The organism is Thiocapsa sp. (assembly GCF_011390875.1).
Lineage (GTDB): Bacteria > Pseudomonadota > Gammaproteobacteria > Chromatiales > Chromatiaceae > Thiocapsa.
This window is the reverse complement of sequence record NZ_JAABRP010000100.1, coordinates 1-17,661: the sequence shown is the minus strand read 5'-3', so window position 1 is coordinate 17,661 and position 17,661 is coordinate 1. Positions and strand designations below refer to the sequence as shown.

Sequence of the window (17,661 nt, the reverse complement as noted above, 5' to 3'; positions counted from 1 at the left end):
ATATTTTTTAATACTTTAAACCGCGCCAGCTCCGACAGCCGTCGGAGCTGGCGCGGCCAATCCATTCCAATAAATTACGCATACCGCACCGGGCGCGGTTTAAGTCCCCAGGAACCGCAGTACCACCAAGGTCAGGTCATCCGACGGGGCGGCTCCGGCCGAGAATGTCTTGACAGCGACCGTGACGGCATCCGCGAGTCCCTGCGCGGACCCTGCCCTGCGCGCATTCAGGCACGCCGTGAGCCGATCCAGCGTGAAGAGTCGGTGCTCGCGATCCATCGCCTCGGTCACGCCGTCGGTGTAGAGCACCAGGACATCCTGCTCGCGCAGGGTCAGCGATTCGACGACGTAGGTGGCGGTCTCGTCGAGCCCGATCAGGATGCCGCTCGGAGGCGGAAGCGGTCGGTAATCTCGGCCTCGTTCTCCGAACAGGACCGGATCATGTCCGGCATTGACGTAGCGAAGTTGGCCCGTGCTCTTGTTCACGATCGCCACGATCAGAGTGGCGAACATACTTGCCGCGTTCTCCTCGCACAGCCTAAGGTTGACATTGCGAAGCGCGTCCTCGAGCGGCTGGCTCTTGAGAAGCTCGGTCCGCAGCAGGGTGAGTGTACGCACCATGAACAAGGCCGCCGGGACACCTTTTCCCGAGACATCGCCGATAGCGACGCCGTATTCGTCGGGGGGCATCGGGATGACGTCGTAGAAATCGCCGCCGACGAGCGACGCCGGCATGATTTCGGCAGCGAGATCGATCTCCGGCCCCAAGTCCAGGTCCAGATCATGCGGCAACATCCCGAGCTGAATCTCCTGAGCGATCGCCAACTCTTTCTGCATGTGCTCGAAGCGCAGCTGCTGCTCCAGGGCTTTCTGCATCACCCTGGTGCGCGCGCGAAAGCGCTCGGCGAAGAGTTGCATGAAGTTCCTGGCGATGCGGGGATGTTGGAGGAGCCCGCCCCAGAGGTCCTCCTCGGCCACGGCAAGAACCCGACTGGTCGCCTCCGCGACGACGAACGCGGTCGCCGGCTTGGAGTCGATCACGGAGATCTCACCCGTACACTCGCCCGGTCCGATAAAAAAACCCTCTTCCGAGTCGATGTGATCGATATGGGCCTTCAACTGCCCGTCGAGCACGAGGAAGAGTTTGCGGTTGGCCTGACCGGGTGCCAGCAACACCTGGCCGATCTCGAGCTCTTGGATGGCGCAGCGGGCGAGAATGGGGCGCAATCCATCGAAAGGGACGCCTTTGAACAGCGCGTGGCGAGCGACCGATTGCCACTCGTGAAGCCCCGATTCCTGCCGGTCGCCTCCGCTGTAATCCACCTGGCTGTCCGCATCAAGCGGAGGCGCCAAAGAAGCATCCCGGGAAACGGCGGACGGGTGGATCGGCGGCGGTGGTATCCCCGCGTTCTGGTGTGTCATTCAGAGGCAGTGGCTCGAGGGATCATCCTTTCTTGTGGATTGCGAGTGTCAGGTGGTTATGACCTGAAACACGACTGTAACTATAGTTGTCTGCAAAACTCTTGATCAAGTGAATTCCCCGCCCGCCGATGGATGCCTCATCGAGATCCTTCGATACGATCATTGCCGGCGCCTCGAGCGGATTGAAGGCCGTGCCCGTATCGAGGATCTCGACCACGATTGCGTCGGGGCGATCGGTGAGCGAGATACGAGTTTCTCGGGTCGGATCCTCGGGATGGGCATAGCCAATGACATTCGTCACGGCCTCGTTGATCACCAAGTCGACCGCGAACCGCGTCTCCGGGGAGACCTTCCAATCTTGAAGAAGGCCGGCAAGCCAACGCTCGACTCGGGCGAGTTCGGCGAGGCGGGTCTCGATCACGAGTGTGTCTTGCGTCTCGGCGGACATCGGCAACAAGCCTGCCGGCGAGGCATACGCCGGCGCTGGGTGTGGGTGTGAAGGATACGGAGCGCACGTGGGTTTTCGCCGCATTGCACGCCCCGTGCACGCCTAGCCGGCGTTGCGCCTCCTCGCCTTAGCGGCCGCGACGCCTCGCCGGCGCGCTTTGTCCCGACGCGTGCGGGACGCACCCTACTTTCCGAAAAAACCACGTGCCCTCGGCATAAATTCCCGAGGCCGGCCCTGTCCTCTCGGGTGAAAACGGAGCTTGGTTCGAATCTCAGCCCGGATGAACCTCCCTCAGGGCCTCCGTCGCAGCGGCCAGATCCTCGTAAACCGGTATCAGCGTCGCGACACCCGAGCGATCGAGCACGGCCTTGACCATCGGCTGAGGGTTGAGCAGGACCATCTTGCCGCCGCGCTTGGAGGCGGCTTTGGCACAGCTCAACAGTGTGCGCATTCCGATCGACGCGAGAAAAGTCACCCGACTCATATCGACCAAGATCGCCGCCTGTTTGGTCGCCGTCAGGGCGGTGAACTTCATGTCGATCGCCTGGGTGCCTTCGACATCAAGTCGCCCGTCGAGCACGATTTTGAGGATTCGATCGTCGAGCAGCTCGGATTCAAGTCGCATCGTTCGGGCTCCGGACACGGTGTAGAAAGGAACGCTGTGTTCCGCCGGAAGGATCCAGGATCATGCTCCGCGTGGACAGTCCCGGCGACCAATCGAATGCGACGACTCTAGCATGCAGAACATGACAGGATGATGACGTGGAGAGCACCCCGTCATCGGGAAACGAGTATCGCGCGATTCGATGCCGCCCTGGTGCGCTTGCGTCCAGCCCGAGCCAGGGTCCGCACCGCGATCGTAACCCGCTCCGAGGGACCGCCTTTCACCGTCGCCCCTGTCACCCGTGAATTCAACACACTTTCGATCTGTCTTGCACACGTGTCTCGGCGGATGCGGCCGTCTAATCTGATTTCCGAGGCCAAGTGCCTCGTGAACCCCCGGTCATCGGGGATACCAGAAGAGTCGTTCAGCGGAGGCCACCACCATGTCCATGCCACTCGTCGTTGTTTTCGTCGCCGCCACTACCGGCATTGTCGCGACCGTTGCGGTCTTCGACAGCAGGGTCGAAGACCGCGCGACTGTTTCTCCCGTGACGACCTCCGCCGGCCCGACGGAGACTTGGACCAGACGTGGGGTGAGGCCGGTCGCCGCGGACAGGCATCCCGCGACCGCGGGGACATCGAACGAGGGACCGAGACGGGGCATGCGCGGCAGCCCCGAGAGCGCTGAAGGCGTCCCGGTCGCAGGCTCCGGCGATTGGACCCGGCGCGGGACGAGAAGTGTGCCGTCGAGCTGAGTCACCGTATCGGGCCGTTTCACCGCCCCGGATGTCTCGGCGCGTCCGGGGTTAAACCGCGTCCAGAGCGAGATGCTCACGTTCGAGTGAGCTCGACGTTTGGCGCATCGACGACCCTTAGCGGGGACGCGGTTTAGATGTTTCCGGTGAAAAATCTTTAGATCGCGCCAGACGCGGCGCTCGAAAGCAGACGCCCGGCGGGATCACCCGAGAACGCGCCATGTCCCGCCGGACGCGATTTAGCCGCCGAAGCGATAGCTAACCGAAAGGGACAGTACATCGACATGGCTGTCCGTTTCCCCGCGAATCTCAACGCTGCTCTCCAGTGGCGATCCGGCATAAAAGGGCAATGTCAGGTCGATGTCCGCGCGCTCGAAGCGACCGTAGGCATAGCCGACATCCAGACGGAGTTGCTCGGAGACGCGGTAGGTTGCACCGACGCCGAGCCACAACAGATCGCTGTCCGGAATGCTGGTGTTGCGCAATCTATCGGTGGTCGGAGATTCGTCGTACTGGATGCCGCCGCGCAGCGTCCAGCGCGAGTCCAGTGCGTACTCGGCGGCCAGACCGACCGTGTAGGTGTTCTCGAAACCTTGGGGACGGACGAGATCGGGACTGCCGTTCGCAAACCGGATCCGGACCTCGTCGAACGCATCCCAGCCGAACCACTGCACCTCGCCCATCAGGGTCAGGCGCGGGGTCACGGCCTGCGTGAGGCTGACTGTCAGGATGTCGGGCAGCTTGAGTCCGGCCCGTGAGTCGCTGCGTCCGTTGGCCGAGGCCAAAGGCCCCCGCAGCCCGGAGACCGCGGCGCTGCCCTTCAGCGTGTGGCGCATGCCGGATCGATAATGCAGCCCGACACGGGTGTGCTCGCTCGGCCGATAGAGCAGACCCACGTTGAATCCGGTATCCCATCCGTCGCCGGTCAGTTTGGAGCGTCCGTCCGATTCGGGGCTCGGTCCGCCGAGATTGAGCGGATCGGGCAGGGCACTGATCAGTTCCGCATCCGCGTACTGCACGTCGATGCCGCCACCGATGGACCAGGCGTCGTTGATCCGGTAGGCCAGCGTCGGGGCGATGTCGAGGGTCTTGATGCTGTTGTCGTAGGAGTCGTATCGGCCGAACCATTCCGGGCTGTAATCCAATTCAAGCCCGAAGGGGGAGGTGACGGCGAGTCCGATCCATAACCGGCCGTCCATGACAGGTGTACCCAGAAAGAGATTGGGGACCGGAATCCAACCGTCGCCGTGGCCTCGGCTCCCCCCGTAGAGGACCTCGCGTCCTCCGCTGCCGAGCGTGCGCGCCTGCGAGCCGCGATTATCGACGGCGATGTCGGCATTGATCGCATCCACGCCGATCTCGACGAAGGTGCCCCCGAGCTGGGTCATGCCGGCCGGGTTGTAAAAAAGCGTACTGCCGTCGCGCGCCGCCGAGGCGAGGCCGACATTTGCCGAACCGGTCGCGGCGGCCCCTTTCATCGGGACATAGATCCCGCCGGCCACAGCGCTCAAGGGTAGGGTTATCAGTTGTGTTGCGACAAGAAGCGGCACGGCCGCGGGGAACCGGCGTCGACGAGAAGGATCGGTGATGGGCATGAGGCTGATCCGGCGATGGGTTGGACGGCGCGGGCGCCATCATAGCGATTCTCGCCCGTGCTCGTCGCGCGCCGAGACTGGCGGTCCGACTCCGAGAAAGACGCTCGTGTAATCCGCTCGGGCGTCCTATTACATTGAAAAATTAAGGTTATCTCTGCTCGCGGTCGGCGTCTGTCGTGGCTAGAATGCGACGAGGTCGAATTCACCTATGCGCTGTTTGCGCTTTGCTCGGAGGCAACGATGCTTGTTCGGGGGAACTTAGGGATGCGTCGGGTGTTTGCGACTGTTGTGGTCGGCTCGACGTGCGGGCTCGCCGTTCAGGACGATCGGATCGACCTCCCGCCGCGAAGCGATCCGCGCCGATTTGTGGCTCGCTCGGGTCTGGTTCCCCTATGGAGTCCGGGCGCGTGACGTCGTCGGATGGGACGAAGGCCCGTTTTCCCGAAGTTTCGAAAGCGCCCTTCGTCTTACCGGCCGGGGCCTCGCCCGGCGTCGTCGCGGAGCAGATCGTCGCCTGTTTTCGGGTGGTCGGCGAGCTTGATCGGCCTGCTACCGATGTCTTCGAGGCCGTGCGAGCCAGTCTCGGGCTCGATCCGCTCAATCCATTGGTCACGGCCGGCGCGCGCATCGCCTCCGAAATCGACCGCGGGGTTGCAGGGCAAGCGCGCAACGCGTATCACAACAGCCAGCATATCTGTGAGGTCGTCCTTTGCAGCCTGTTTCTCGGGCAGCAGGCAGGTCTCTCGGGCGAGCGTTTAGTGCGGGTCGTCATCGCAGCGCTGGTGCATGACTTTCGTCACGACGGCACCACCAACGCCGGTGAGTCCTTTCGATTGGAGCGTTTAGCGCTTGCCGCGGCGGGACCTTATCTCGCGCAAGCCGGGGTTGCGCCCGAGCAGATCGAGCGTATCGCTGCGATTGTGCTCGCCACCGAGGTGCGCGCGGGCGTGCCCTATGCGCGTTGCTGTTTTCGCTTCCTCCATCACGCGGGCCCGCCTCCCGAGGCTCCGCCGGACGGGGCGGGCGAGGCGAGTCTGCTGCGGCGCCTCGCGACCGAACCGGATCTGGCCGTGGAGGCGGTCTTGCTCGCGGAGGCCGATCTGCTGCCATCGGTCGCCTTGACCGAGGACTACGGCATGTTGTGTCAACAGCGCCTGATCCAAGAGAATGGCGGTATCGGAGTCGGCCCGGCCGAGAAGCTGGCCTTTCTGGATGAACAGTCCGAGGGGTTCTTGGTCTCCGGCTTCTTCGAGCCGAATTTCAATCGTCTGCGGCGATCCATCGTCGCGGTACTGTCGGGCCGAATGCGTGAAAGAGCGACGATGAACCAGGAAACACGCGACATTCTGCTGGGCATCCCGCTGTTTGCGGAGCTCGGCATCGATCGGATCGGCGACCTCATCGATCAGGCGGCACTGCGTACCTACCGGGCCAATACGGTGGTCATGCAGAAGGGCGACGAGGCCAGCGCCCTCTATGTCTTGCTCTCGGGTCGCGTGAAGGTCTTTTCCGCCGACGACAACGGCAAGGAGATCGTGCTCAACGAGCTTGGACCCGGGGACTATCTCGGCGAGCTCGCCTTGATTGAGGATTCCACGCGATCGGCATCCGTCATGACCGTTACGCCGTCGCGGTTCCTGGTTATCCCGAAGGCGTCGTTTCAGGCGTATCTGATCTCGCGCCCCGGCGTCGCGCTTCATTTGATCGGTGCGCTGGCTGCACGGGTGCGCAAGCTGACCGAGGAGGTCGAGCGCCTTGCCCTACGCGATGTCTACAGTCGGCTTGCCGACACGCTCCAGGCACGTGCCGTCGAGGAGAACGGTCGTCTGATTACCGATGCCCTCACACAGCGCGATCTCGCCGCGTTGGTCGGCGCCTCCCGAGAGATGATCAGCCGAATCCTCAAGGACCTGAAGGCCGGCGGCTACATTGCGCTCGAAGGCAAGCGCGTCGTGATCCACCGCAAACTGCCGGAGCGCTGGTGAACGCCCGGCTATGATTCCGTCAGACGACTCCGGGGAATGAAATGATCGACGCCATCCGTGATTATGGATTTCTGTACTGGGACCGTTTTCTTCACAGCCGGTTCTTCATGGTCCTGCTGCGGCCCGTCATCATCACCCTCATTACGTTCAACTCCATCATCACCCGCCGGCGCATGAGCCATGAGAACGGGCTCGTGGTTCGGGGGCAGGCGAGGATCTTCGACGATCTGGATCTGCCGCCCAACGGCTTCTTCACGCCGGGCAAGGTGTTTCCGTGTCGGTTGCGTCACGCCTCCGTCAGTTTCCTCGACGATGCGGCGTTGGCGGTGCGTGGTGCCTCGGTGAAGTTCGCGGACGAGGCCGTCGAGAGTCCCTTCGACATGCTGATGAACAACGGCAACAGCACGCCGTTCTGGAACATGGATACCTTCTTCGAGTTTATGCGTGCGCGTTTTCGGGGAGGGCGCGCCCATTTGATCGATTATTTCGAGCGTCATCCGCGCTGCTATATGAACGTGCGCGATGCCTTGCGTCGCGATCCATCGAGCTTCGCAAACCTCGATTACTATTCTCAGATCCCCTTGCGCTTCATCGCCGAAGACGCGCTCGAGCGCTATGCAAAGTTTCGACTGATTCCGTGGGGCGAAACTCCGGAGCGGGACGGGATCCCGGACGAGGATGATCTGCAAACGCCTTGGTTTCAGGAGGCGAAACCGAACGAGCGGCGAGGGCGAAATTACCTCAAGGACGAGTATCGAAGGCGCCTCGACAAGCAATCCGTGCGCTACCGGTTTCAGATCCAGATCCTGGAATGGCGCGATTCGGATGATCGCGACTTCGAGCTCTCCTCCCTCTATCCCTGGGATGAAGCCGAATGTCCTTGGCGCGACCTCGCCGAGGTGACCATCACCGATGCACTCGAGGATGCCGAAGGCAACGAATGCCTGTTCAGCCTGAACCACCTGCCGGCGGCGGTGTTGCAGACCATCCCGGCACGGAACTTCAGAGACGGGCCATCCATCGATTATCTGCGCCTGGCGGGGCGGTGGCCGCGACGTGCCCGACTCTTGATGTACCGTCTGCGGGGTCAGCCGCCGAGTATCCCCGACGAGCGGAGCGAGCCTGCCGACGCCTACGCCGACGAAACCGTTTCGAGCGTTGTCTCCGACGATGTCTACAGGCGGCCCTGTCTACCGCAACACGACACGCCCGAGCGCCGCGAAGAGCGCCGGGAGCAGCTTGAGACGGCGCGGGGCATCTATCAATATCAACACGGCTATATCGAGTCCGAGCCCACCGGCGAGCGACCCCTCTGGCATCCGCCGCCATGGTATCGACGGGTCTTCAGGATCTACGAGCCCGAGCCCGAAGATCGCAAGGCCGTTCCGGTTCCCCTACCGCCTTACGTGCGCGAGCTGCCCGTCGCCGAGCACTACAGCCGCTATATCCAGGGCCGCATCTACAAGACCGTCGGGGTCTCCTACGTGGCCCTGGCATTGAGTCGAATCGAGACCTGGCTCGGCAAACGCTACGGCCTCGACGTCTATCGCTTTCTGCTCTGGGGCTTTCGCGACAAACCGCTGGCCATGGAGCATTGGCGCGACGATGCCGATTTTGCACGCCAACGGGTGGCTGGCGTCAATCCGCGCATGATTCGCCGCTTCACCGAGATTCCCGCCAACTTCCCGGTCACCGATGCGACCCTGGACGGCCTGCTCGACGCGGGCGAGACACTGGCCTCGGCAATGGCAAAGAAGCGACTCTATTGGTGCAGCTACGCGGTGCTCGAAGGCATTTCGGTCAAGCCCGGCCGCTATCTTGCACATCCCATTGCATTGTTCTACGTGAACGGCGAGGGACGATTGATGCCCGTTGCCGTCCAGCTCTTCCAGAGCCCCGAGGCGGGGCCGATCTTTACCCCCAAAGATGATCCGTGGCTTTGGCTGGCGGTGAAGACCTTCACGCAATCCGCCGACGCCCAAGTCCACGAGGTGGTGGAGCATCTTCTGAGCACGCATCTCATCGTCGAGCTCTTCAAGGTCGCCATGCTTCGGACATTGCCGGAGGCGCACCCCGTCAACAAGCTCCTCACGCCCCATTTGGCCTATACCATGGCGGTCAATACCTCGGCGCGCACTCAACTGCTGGCGCCGGGCGGTCCGATCGATTCCACCATGGCCGTCGGCTCGAAAGGGGCGTTCGAGCTGATGGGGCGCGCTTGGCGGGATCACCGGATCCTGGATGCGCAGGACGTCCCGCTCGACCTGAAGGCGCGCGGCGTGGACGATGTCGAGGCATTGCCCGACTATCCTTGGCGCGACGATGCCCTTAAACTCTGGGAGGTCGTCCGGCGTTATGTCGCCGCCATGGTCGAGCATTTCTACGCGAGCGACGGGGACGTTGCGGGCGACGACGAGTTGCAGGCCTTCCATGCCGAGATTCGCGATCCGCGGGGTGGCAACGTTAGGGACATGCCGGGCGGCGAAGCCGGCTTCCGGACCCGCGACGAGCTGAGCGGGTTTCTGACCCGGATCCTTTACACGGCCTCGGCAGGCCATGCTGCGGTGAACAACGGCCAATACGACTGGTTCGGCTTTATTCCGAATGCCCCGGGCGCGCTCTATCGACCGCCGCCGCGGGAGAAGGATCTGAGCTGGAGCGAGAGGGACCTGGAACGTGCGCTGCCCGATTTGCGCACCGCATCCACTCAGATCCTCATGGTCCGGCTGCTCTCACGGTGGACCGAGAACCCGATCGGGCGTTATGCCCCGGCCTTTTTTGCCGGAACCCAATCGGTGCTGCCGATCGTTACACGTTTTCGCCGCGACTTGTACGCCTTGAGCCTTGAGATCGAGGCACGCAACCGCAATCGCGACGTTCCCTACAGGTACCTGGACCCGAAGCAGGTCCCTCAAAGCATCGTGACATGATTCAGCCGGCCACTTCAGCACGGGCGCCTCCACCGACATTGCTGGATCCGATTCGCCGCGGCCAGACCTTTACGGTTTACCAAGGCCGGCTCGCCGACGGGCAAGTGGTGATCTGCAAAACGGTGAGCGGGCGGAGGTGGACACCGGACTCCATCGCACGCCTGGAGAACGAGTACGCCATCACCCGTGGATTGACCCACCCCGGACAGCTCGTGGCGCGCGCCCTGATCCGGACCGATCAGGGACCGATGCTGGTGTCCGACGATCCGGGTGATCGCTCTCTGGACACCTTTGCCGAGCTGCCCCTGCCGCCCGAGACGGTGCTGCGCATCGCGACGCAGCTCGCGCGGATCCTGGCCGACCTCCACCAGGTCCAAGGTATCGTCCATCGGGACATCAAGCCGTCCAACCTGATCGTCGACGCAGGCTTCAACAGGGTCAGGCTTATCGACTACTGTCTGGCTATTCGGGCCGCCGACCTCGCCGAGGAGCCGGCCGGTGCCTTCGCGGCAAAGGGCACGCTGGCCTACATGGCGCCCGAGCAGTCCGGCCGCATGAACCGTCAGGTTGATTGGCGCGCGGACCTTTACGCCTTCGGGATCCTCCTCTACGAGCTGCTGACCGGGCGGGTGCCCTTCGCGGACCCGGACCCCGCAACCCTGATCCACCGGCATCTGACCGAGATCCCGCCGGCCCCGCACGCGCTCTCCGACGCCATCCCGCCCGCATTGTCCGACGCGGTGATGAGGCTCATCCGCAAGAACCCGGAAGATCGGTTCCAGACGGCGACAGACTTCATCAATGCCGTCGAGCGCCCGGGCGACGGTGACGCTCCGGTGCCGAGCACACTGCGGATCCCCGACCGGCTCTACGGCCGCGAGGTGATCATCGAGCGCTTGACCGGGCTCATGGCCGGCCGTAGCAAGCGCGGCGGCAGCCTGGTGCGCATCGCGGGCCAGTCCGGCATCGGCAAGTCCGCGCTGGTCGAGCGGCTGGTGGCGCCGATCGTTGCCGCCGGCGGCCATTTCATTCAGGGCAAGTTCGACCAGACCGAGCGGGCCCGGCCGTACGCGCCCTTCGCCCAGGCGTTCAATGCCCTGCTGCGCAGTCTCCTGGCGGGGACAACCGAGCAGGTCGATGCCTGGCGCGCCCATCTGCTCGATGCGCTCAGCCCCAACGCGCGGGTGCTGCTCGACATCCTGCCCGGCTACGAGGCCCTGCTCGGTCCTCAGCCGCCCGTGGCCAAGCTGGGTCTGAACGAGGCGCAGATCCGCATGTCTTTGGTGTTTCGTCGGTTCGTGGGTGCCCTGGCGCGTGCTGACTCGCCCTTGGTGATCTTCATCGACGACCTGCAGTGGTCCGACAGCGCCTCGCGCTCGCTGATCGAGCTGCTTCTGACCGACTCCGAGATCCGTGACCTGACGATCCTGACCGCCTATCGAGACAACGAGATCGGGGCCGGACATCCAGTCGCAGGGCTGTTCGCGGCCCTGGAGGACAAGCTTGGGCTTCCCCCCGTCATCGAGGTCGGACCACTCGGGCATGCGGCGGTGTCCGAGCTCCTGGCGGATGCCTTGGGGCACCCGACGGCCGAGGTGGGGGGGTTGGCGGCGCGCGTGGTCGCCAAGACCGGCGGTAATCCCTTCTTCGTGCAGCAGTTCCTGCGGGCGCTGCAGCGCAAACGGCTGCTCCTCTACGATGCGTTGACCGGCCGCTGGCAGTGGGATCTCGCCGCGGTGGACCTGGAGCAGATCACCGACAATGTTGCCGATCTGGTGATCGAGCGGATCCTGGAGCTGCCCGCGCCGACCCGCGAGATGGTCCAGATCGCGGCCTGTCACGGCAATCTGTTCGAGACCGAGATCCTGGCCCTGGCCGCCGAGCGCGATCCGAGCGAGATCGTGCGGCTGCTCGGCCCGGCGCTCGACGCCGATATCCTGCTCCGGGCCGACGACGATGCGATCGAGCAGGGCCTCCTGCAGCGTTATCGCTTCCAGCACGATCGGGTCCAGAAGGCGGCCCACGACCTTCTCTCGCACGACCGGCGTGAGCAGATCCACGCCCGCATCGGTGTCCTGCTGCTCGAGAAGATCCCGGATCCGGCGGCGGTCGGCCGCCTGACCGAGATCACGGACCATCTCATCGCGGGACAGCGCCGACTCGACGCGGATGGGCGTCTGCGTCTTCGCGATCTGGCCCTCCAGGCGGCGCGCCTGACCAAGTCGGCCATCGCCTACGACGCCGCCCTCCAGTATCTGGATGTCGCCGCTGCGATGCTGGGAGATGACGCGTGGCGGCGCGAGCCCGATCTGGCCTTCGAGATCGCGCTTGAAAAGGCGCAGGCGGCCTATCTGCAGGACCGCACCGACCTCGCGGAGGAGATCGCCGACGGGTTGCTCAGGCGCGGCCGGCCGGAGCTGGACCAGGTCCGGGTGCTGGGGTTGATGGTCCTGCTCCACACCTCTCGGATGGCGTACGGCCGGGCTCTGGATGTGGGCCTGCGCGCACTGGCGCTGCTCGGCGAGAAGTTGCCCCGTCGGGTGCATCTGGTTCGGGTTCTGACCGAGCTGGCGAGCGCCAAGCTGCGTCTCGCCGGCCGTACCACCCGCGACCTGGCGGAGCTGCCTCGGATGCACGACCCGCGCAAGCTGGCCGCCATGCAGATCATGGTCCTGCTGGCGCCGCCCGCCTATTTCAGCGCGCCGAATCTGCTGCCCTTGATCGCCCTGCGCATGGTCCAGATGTCGGTTCGTTACGGCAATGCACCTGAGTCGGCCTATGCCTACGTCCTCTACGGCATGCTGCATTGCGCCGTCTTGGCGGATCCCGCGCGCGGTCTAGCCTACGGTGATCTGGCCCGCCAGGTGGCCGTCGACCTGGATGCCCGGGACCTCGAAGGCCGCATTCTCATGGTCTATGCCGGCTTCATCCAGCACTGGTCCGCCCCCTTGGTCGAGACCCTGCCGATCTTCCTGGAAGGGGCCGAGAAAGCGATCAGTGCGGGTGACCTGGAGCATCACGGTTATCATCACTACGGACATGCCTCCTACGCCTTCATGGGCGGCCTGACGCTGGCGAAGGTGTCGGATTATCTCGAGAGTCATCAGGCCGCGGAGGGCGACGCGCGTCACGAAAAGACGCGACGTATCATGCGCATGGCGGGCTTCAGCATCGCGCGCATGCGGGGTCTGGAGGACGCGGTACACGCGGGTGAGCGCGAGAGCGAGGACGAGAGCTTTGCCGTCTGGACCGAGCAGCGCGACGCCACCTCGCTTGCCTATTTCCATAAGTACCGGATGATCGATGCCCTGATGCGCGACGATTTCCGCGAGGTGCTCGCGCGCGCCGGGGGTATGGAGGCGAATCTGAACGGTATCGTCTCCATGGCCTACGAGCCCTTCTACCAGTTCTACGAGGCCCTGGCACTGATCGAGCTGGGCGCGACCGACGGCGCTGCCGCCTCTGTGATCCGGCGTGCCCGGGCGCGACGGATCACGCGACGTCTGGAGCGTTGGGCCCGGTATGCCCCCGACAACTTTGCCCATCGGGCGCTGCTGCTGCGGGCCGAGCTGGCTGCGGCCGGCGGTCGGTCGGGCCGGGCCATCGGGCTCTTCGACGCCGCCGTGGCGGCTGCGCGCCGGGCCGGCGCCTTGCATGACGTCGGCCTCTTCTTGGAGCGGGCGGCGCGGTTCTATCTCAAGCGCGGGGCGTACACGGCGGCGGCCGGCTATCTCTCGGAGGCCGTCGATGCCTTCGATGTCTGGGGCGCAAATGCCTGGTCGAAGGTGCTCACCGAGCGCTACGCCGATCTGGTGCAGCCGCGCACGAGCGGGCTGGCCGACCTGACCGAGACGGGCACGAGCAGCAGCGGCCACGGACAGATCGTCGACAGCGCGACCCTGATCCGCGCTGCCGCTGCACTGGCCCGCAAGGTCTCGCTCAGGGACGTGGTCACCGAGGTCATGCGCGCCATGGTAATCAATGCCGGTGCGACCCGCGGGGTTCTGCTGCTCGATGTCGACAACCGATTACAGGTCGCGGCGGTGGGCGATGCCAAGGGCGAAGTGCAGGTCCTGGCCGACGGCTCGGCCATCGAGCTCCACGGGATACCGACCGGGTTGGTGAGCTTTGTCCGGCGCGCCCGGGAGCGGGTTGTCATGGACGACGCCTGCGTGGATCCCACCTTTCGATCCGATCCGCATATCCGTGCGCATCCTGCTTTGTCGGTGCTGTGCGTCCCGCTCTTGTCCAAGGGCGATGTCGTCGGGATGGTCTATCTGGAGAATGCCGGCGTGCGCGGGGCCTTCTCGGCGGATCGGTGCATCACGGTCGAGACCTTGGGGGCACAAGCGGCCGTCTCCATCGAAAACGCCCGTCTCTACGACTCGCTGCGCAGCTCGCTGGAGCGCCAGGCCGAGTTGACCTTCGCACACGCCCGCTTCGTCCCGCACCAGTTCCTCGAAACCCTGGGCCGTCCGTCCATCGGCGACATCAAGCTCGGCGACCACGTCCTGACCAAGGCATCCATCCTCTTCTCGGATATCCGCGGCTTTACGTCGCTCGTCGAGGGCATGACGCCCGTGGACGCGATCTATTTCATCAACACCTATCTCTCCCGGATGGAGCCGGCGGTGCTGGCCGAGGGCGGATTCATCGACAACTATGTCGGCGATGCCATCATGGCGGTGTTCGATCGCGGCGCCGATGCGTCTGTGCGTGCCGGCATCGCCATGCTGCAGAGTCTCGGGGACTGGGCTCGAACCCGCGAGCGGCAGGGTCAGTCGCCGATCCGCATCGGTGTGGGCATCGCCACCGGCGAGATGATCTTCGGCACCATCGGCGCCGCCAACCGGCTCAAATGCGGTGTGGTCGGCGACACCGTCAACCTCGCCGCCCGGATCGAGGGACTGACGAAGCATTACGGTCTGGGTCTGCTGATCGGGGGCAACACCTACGCGTCGCTCGATGACCCCGAGCGTTACTTGATCCGGGAAATCGATCTCGTCACCGTGGCCGGTCGCGAGGCCCCGGTGCGTCTCTACGAGGTCTTCGATGCGGATCCCGAGCCCCTGCGCGAGCAGAAGCTGCGCGCCCGAGACGCCTTGTCGGACGGGCTTCGCCTCTATCGGGCCGGCGATGACGATCAAGCCGCACGGACCTTCGGGCTTTGTCGAGACCTTGCGCCGGATGATCCGCTGCTCGGGCTGTTGGCCGAGCGTTGCGGTCGCAACCGCGTCCGTTCGTCCGCCCCCGCATGGGACGGCATCGAAAGGATCGGGCTGAAATAGCGTGACCGGCGAAGCGATTCGGGTCCGCGGCCTGGTCCAGGGCGTGGGTTTTCGGCCCACCGTCTGGCGGCTGGCACGCGAGTGCGGCCTGCGCGGCGATGTGCGCAACGATGGCGAGGGCGTGCTGATTCGGGTGTGCGGGAGCGTCGCCGGGGAGGATGCCGGCGTGGGCGGCTTCCTGAGGCGGTTGCGCGAGGAATGCCCGCCGCTGGCCCGCATCGATACGATCGAGCGGTGTCCGATCGTCGATCCGCAGGCACTGACGGACCTCGCGCAGCGGGCCGCCTTCGTCATCCTGGAGAGCGCGGCGACCGCCGTGCACACCGGGATCGTCGCCGATGCCGCGACCTGCACGGCCTGTGTCGCCGAGATCCGGGATCCCGCAGATCGGCGCTACCGCTACCCCTTCACCAACTGCACCCACTGCGGTCCGCGTCTGAGCATCGTCGCCGGCATCCCCTACGACCGTGCGCGGACCAGCATGGCGGCCTTTCCCATGTGTCCGGACTGTGCGGCGGAGTACAAGGATCCGTCGGACCGACGCTTCCATGCGCAGCCCAACGCCTGTCCTGTCTGTGGCCCCAAGGTCTGGCTTCAGGATGGCGCGGGGCGCGTTTTGGACCCGGCGGCGCTCGGTGCCGAGGATGCTATTGCCGCGGCAAGCCTGCTGCTGGCCGAGGGGCGAATCCTCGCGATCAAGGGGATCGGCGGCTTTCATCTCGCGTGCGATGCGACCAACCCCGATGCGGTCGCCGAGCTGCGTCGGCGCAAGCGGCGCTATGCCAAGCCGCTCGCGCTCATGGCGCGCGACCTGGAGGTGATCCGGGGTTATTGTCGGGTGACGGGGCAGGATGCGGCGCTGCTTGCCGGTCCGGGTGCGCCGATTCTGCTGTTGGAGCGGGGCGGTTCGGACGGGGCGGAGCGGGGTGGGACATCGGCGGATGATGCGATGTCGCTTGATGGGTTTCGCTGCGCTCTACCGGTGCTGGAACTGGACGATTCGTGCGGGGAGGATGGGTTTCGCTGCGCTCTACCCATCCTACGTGATTGCGATAGGTTGCTGCGACCTTTGGCGGCGGATGTCGCACCGGGTCAGACGACATTGGGGGTCATGCTGCCCTACAGCCCGATCCACCATCTGCTCCTGGCGGACTGGGATCGGCCCCTGGTGATGACGAGCGGCAATCTGAGCGAGGAGCCCCAGTGTATCGACAACGCCGATGCGCTCGGGCGGCTCGGTCAGCTCGCCGATGTCCTGCTGATGCACGATCGGGCGATCCTCAACCGGGTCGACGACTCGGTGGTTCGGGTGATGGCGGGGGAGCCGCGCCTGCTCCGGCGTGCGCGCGGCTATGCCCCCACGCCCTTGCCCTTGCCGCCCGGCTTCGAGGCCGCACCGCCGCTGTTGGCGCTCGGCGGCGAGCTCAAGAACACCTTCTGTCTGGTCCGCGACGGTCAAGCGATCCTCTCCCAACATCTCGGCGACTTGGAGGACGCCAAGACGGCGCGCGAGTACGAGCGGACCCTTGCGCTCTATCTCGAGCTCTTCCAGGTCGTCCCCGAGGCGCTGGCCGTCGATCTGCACCCGGACTACCGGTCCAGCCTGATCGGACGCGACCGAGCGGCGCGCGACGGCGTGCCGCTGATCGGGGTGCAGCATCACCACGCCCATCTCGCCTCGACGCTGGCGGACAACGGCTGGCCCTTGGACGCCGGACCTGTGCTCGGCATCCTCCTCGACGGACTCGGCTACGGCAGCGACGGGACACTCTGGGGCGGCGAGTTTCTGCTCGGCGACTATCTGGACTTCAAGCGGGTTGCCCATCTCAAGCCGGTGGCGATGCCCGGCGGGACACGGGCGATCCTGGAGCCCTGGCGCAACCTCTATGCGCACCTGGAGAGCGCGGGCGGTTGGGCCGCTTGGCGCGCGCGCTTCGCCGGGCTTGAGCCGATCGAGCGGCTCGACGCCAAACCGCTCGCGATCCTGAGCACACTGATCGCGCGCGGCCTCAACGCGCCGCTCTCCAGCTCGACCGGGCGGCTCTTCGATGCCGTCGCGGCGGGGCTGGGTGTCGGCGGCGAGGTGCTGACCTACGAAGGGCAGGCCGCCATCGCGCTGGAGTCGCTGGCCGCCGACGCCATGGATCGGGTCGGCGACGGCTATCCGTTCGGGCGATCGACGGGGCCGACCGGCGAGGTGCTGGACCCGGCGCCGCTCTGGGACCACCTGCTCGCGGACCTCTCTCGCGGCCGTCCGCCCGAGGAGATCGCTGCCGCTTTTCACGTTGGTCTCGCGACGGCGCTCGGCACGCTGGCCCTGGATCTTGCGAGCCGTCACGGGGTGCCGACCGTCGCGCTCTCCGGCGGCGTCTTCCAGAATCGATTGCTCCTCGAATCGGTCACGAGCGGACTTCAGGCCGCCGGACTCCGGGTGCTGTTGCAGCGCCAGGTGCCGGCCAACGATGGGGGGATCTCGTTGGGTCAGGCGACGGTGGGGGCTGCGCAGGTTCTTAATGGTACTTCCGGAACTTGAGCGCATTTCGAAGGCGGCTTAGGTCGACCCGAAGGCGGCATCCGATGACCTTGGAATCCCGGAGTTGCTCAAACGGATTGCCCGCAATCAGAGCGCGTGTTG

General features: G+C 65.1%; 9 protein-coding genes. 4 read left to right on the top strand and 5 right to left on the bottom strand.

Going from position 1 to position 17,661, the window contains the following annotated elements:
• Positions 1-99 precede the first annotated feature (99 nt).
• From GPT33_RS09885 to GPT33_RS09865, 5 genes are all read right to left on the bottom strand, one after another.
• On the bottom strand, positions 100-1,353 hold the full coding sequence (locus GPT33_RS09885) for a SpoIIE family protein phosphatase (RefSeq protein WP_296808125.1): 1,254 nt from the start codon (positions 1,351-1,353) through the stop codon (positions 100-102).
• A 91-nt stretch (positions 1,354-1,444) separates the two neighbouring features.
• The gene (locus GPT33_RS09880) at positions 1,445-1,870 is read right to left on the bottom strand and encodes an ATP-binding protein (RefSeq protein ID WP_296808122.1); all 426 of its coding nucleotides are present in this window, start codon (positions 1,868-1,870) and stop codon (positions 1,445-1,447) included.
• Between the two features lie 271 nt (positions 1,871-2,141).
• A complete protein-coding gene (locus GPT33_RS09875) occupies positions 2,142-2,495 on the bottom strand; it encodes an STAS domain-containing protein (protein WP_296808120.1) in 354 nt (117 codons plus the stop codon).
• Positions 2,496-2,873: 378 nt separating this feature from the next.
• Complete coding sequence (locus tag GPT33_RS09870; RefSeq protein ID WP_296808117.1) at positions 2,874-3,308, bottom strand: hypothetical protein; 435 nt, start codon at positions 3,306-3,308, stop codon at positions 2,874-2,876.
• A gap of 159 nt (positions 3,309-3,467) precedes the next feature.
• On the bottom strand, positions 3,468-4,730 hold the full coding sequence (locus tag GPT33_RS09865; RefSeq protein WP_296808128.1) for an outer membrane protein transport protein: 1,263 nt from the start codon (positions 4,728-4,730) through the stop codon (positions 3,468-3,470).
• A 500-nt stretch (positions 4,731-5,230) separates the two neighbouring features.
• Between GPT33_RS09865 and GPT33_RS09860 the strand changes: the two genes are divergently transcribed.
• The 4 genes from GPT33_RS09860 to GPT33_RS09845 are packed head-to-tail and all read left to right on the top strand — an operon-like array spanning position 5,231 to position 17,559.
• Positions 5,231-6,808 carry a cyclic nucleotide-binding domain-containing protein gene (locus tag GPT33_RS09860; RefSeq protein ID WP_296808114.1) on the top strand — a complete coding sequence of 526 codons (1,578 nt, stop codon included), beginning with the start codon at positions 5,231-5,233 and terminating at the stop codon, positions 6,806-6,808.
• A gap of 41 nt (positions 6,809-6,849) precedes the next feature.
• A complete protein-coding gene (locus GPT33_RS09855) occupies positions 6,850-9,738 on the top strand; it encodes a lipoxygenase family protein (RefSeq protein ID WP_296808112.1) in 2,889 nt (962 codons plus the stop codon).
• Entirely contained in the window at positions 9,735-15,026 is a 5,292-nt protein-coding gene (locus GPT33_RS09850; RefSeq protein WP_296808111.1) for an AAA family ATPase, read from the top strand. Before GPT33_RS09855 ends, GPT33_RS09850 begins: the two co-directional genes overlap by 4 nt.
• Position 15,027: 1 nt before the next feature.
• Positions 15,028-17,559: a carbamoyltransferase HypF gene (locus GPT33_RS09845; RefSeq protein ID WP_296808108.1), complete on the top strand. Its 2,532-nt coding sequence runs from the start codon at positions 15,028-15,030 to the stop codon at positions 17,557-17,559.
• Positions 17,560-17,661: the final 102 nt, after the last annotated feature.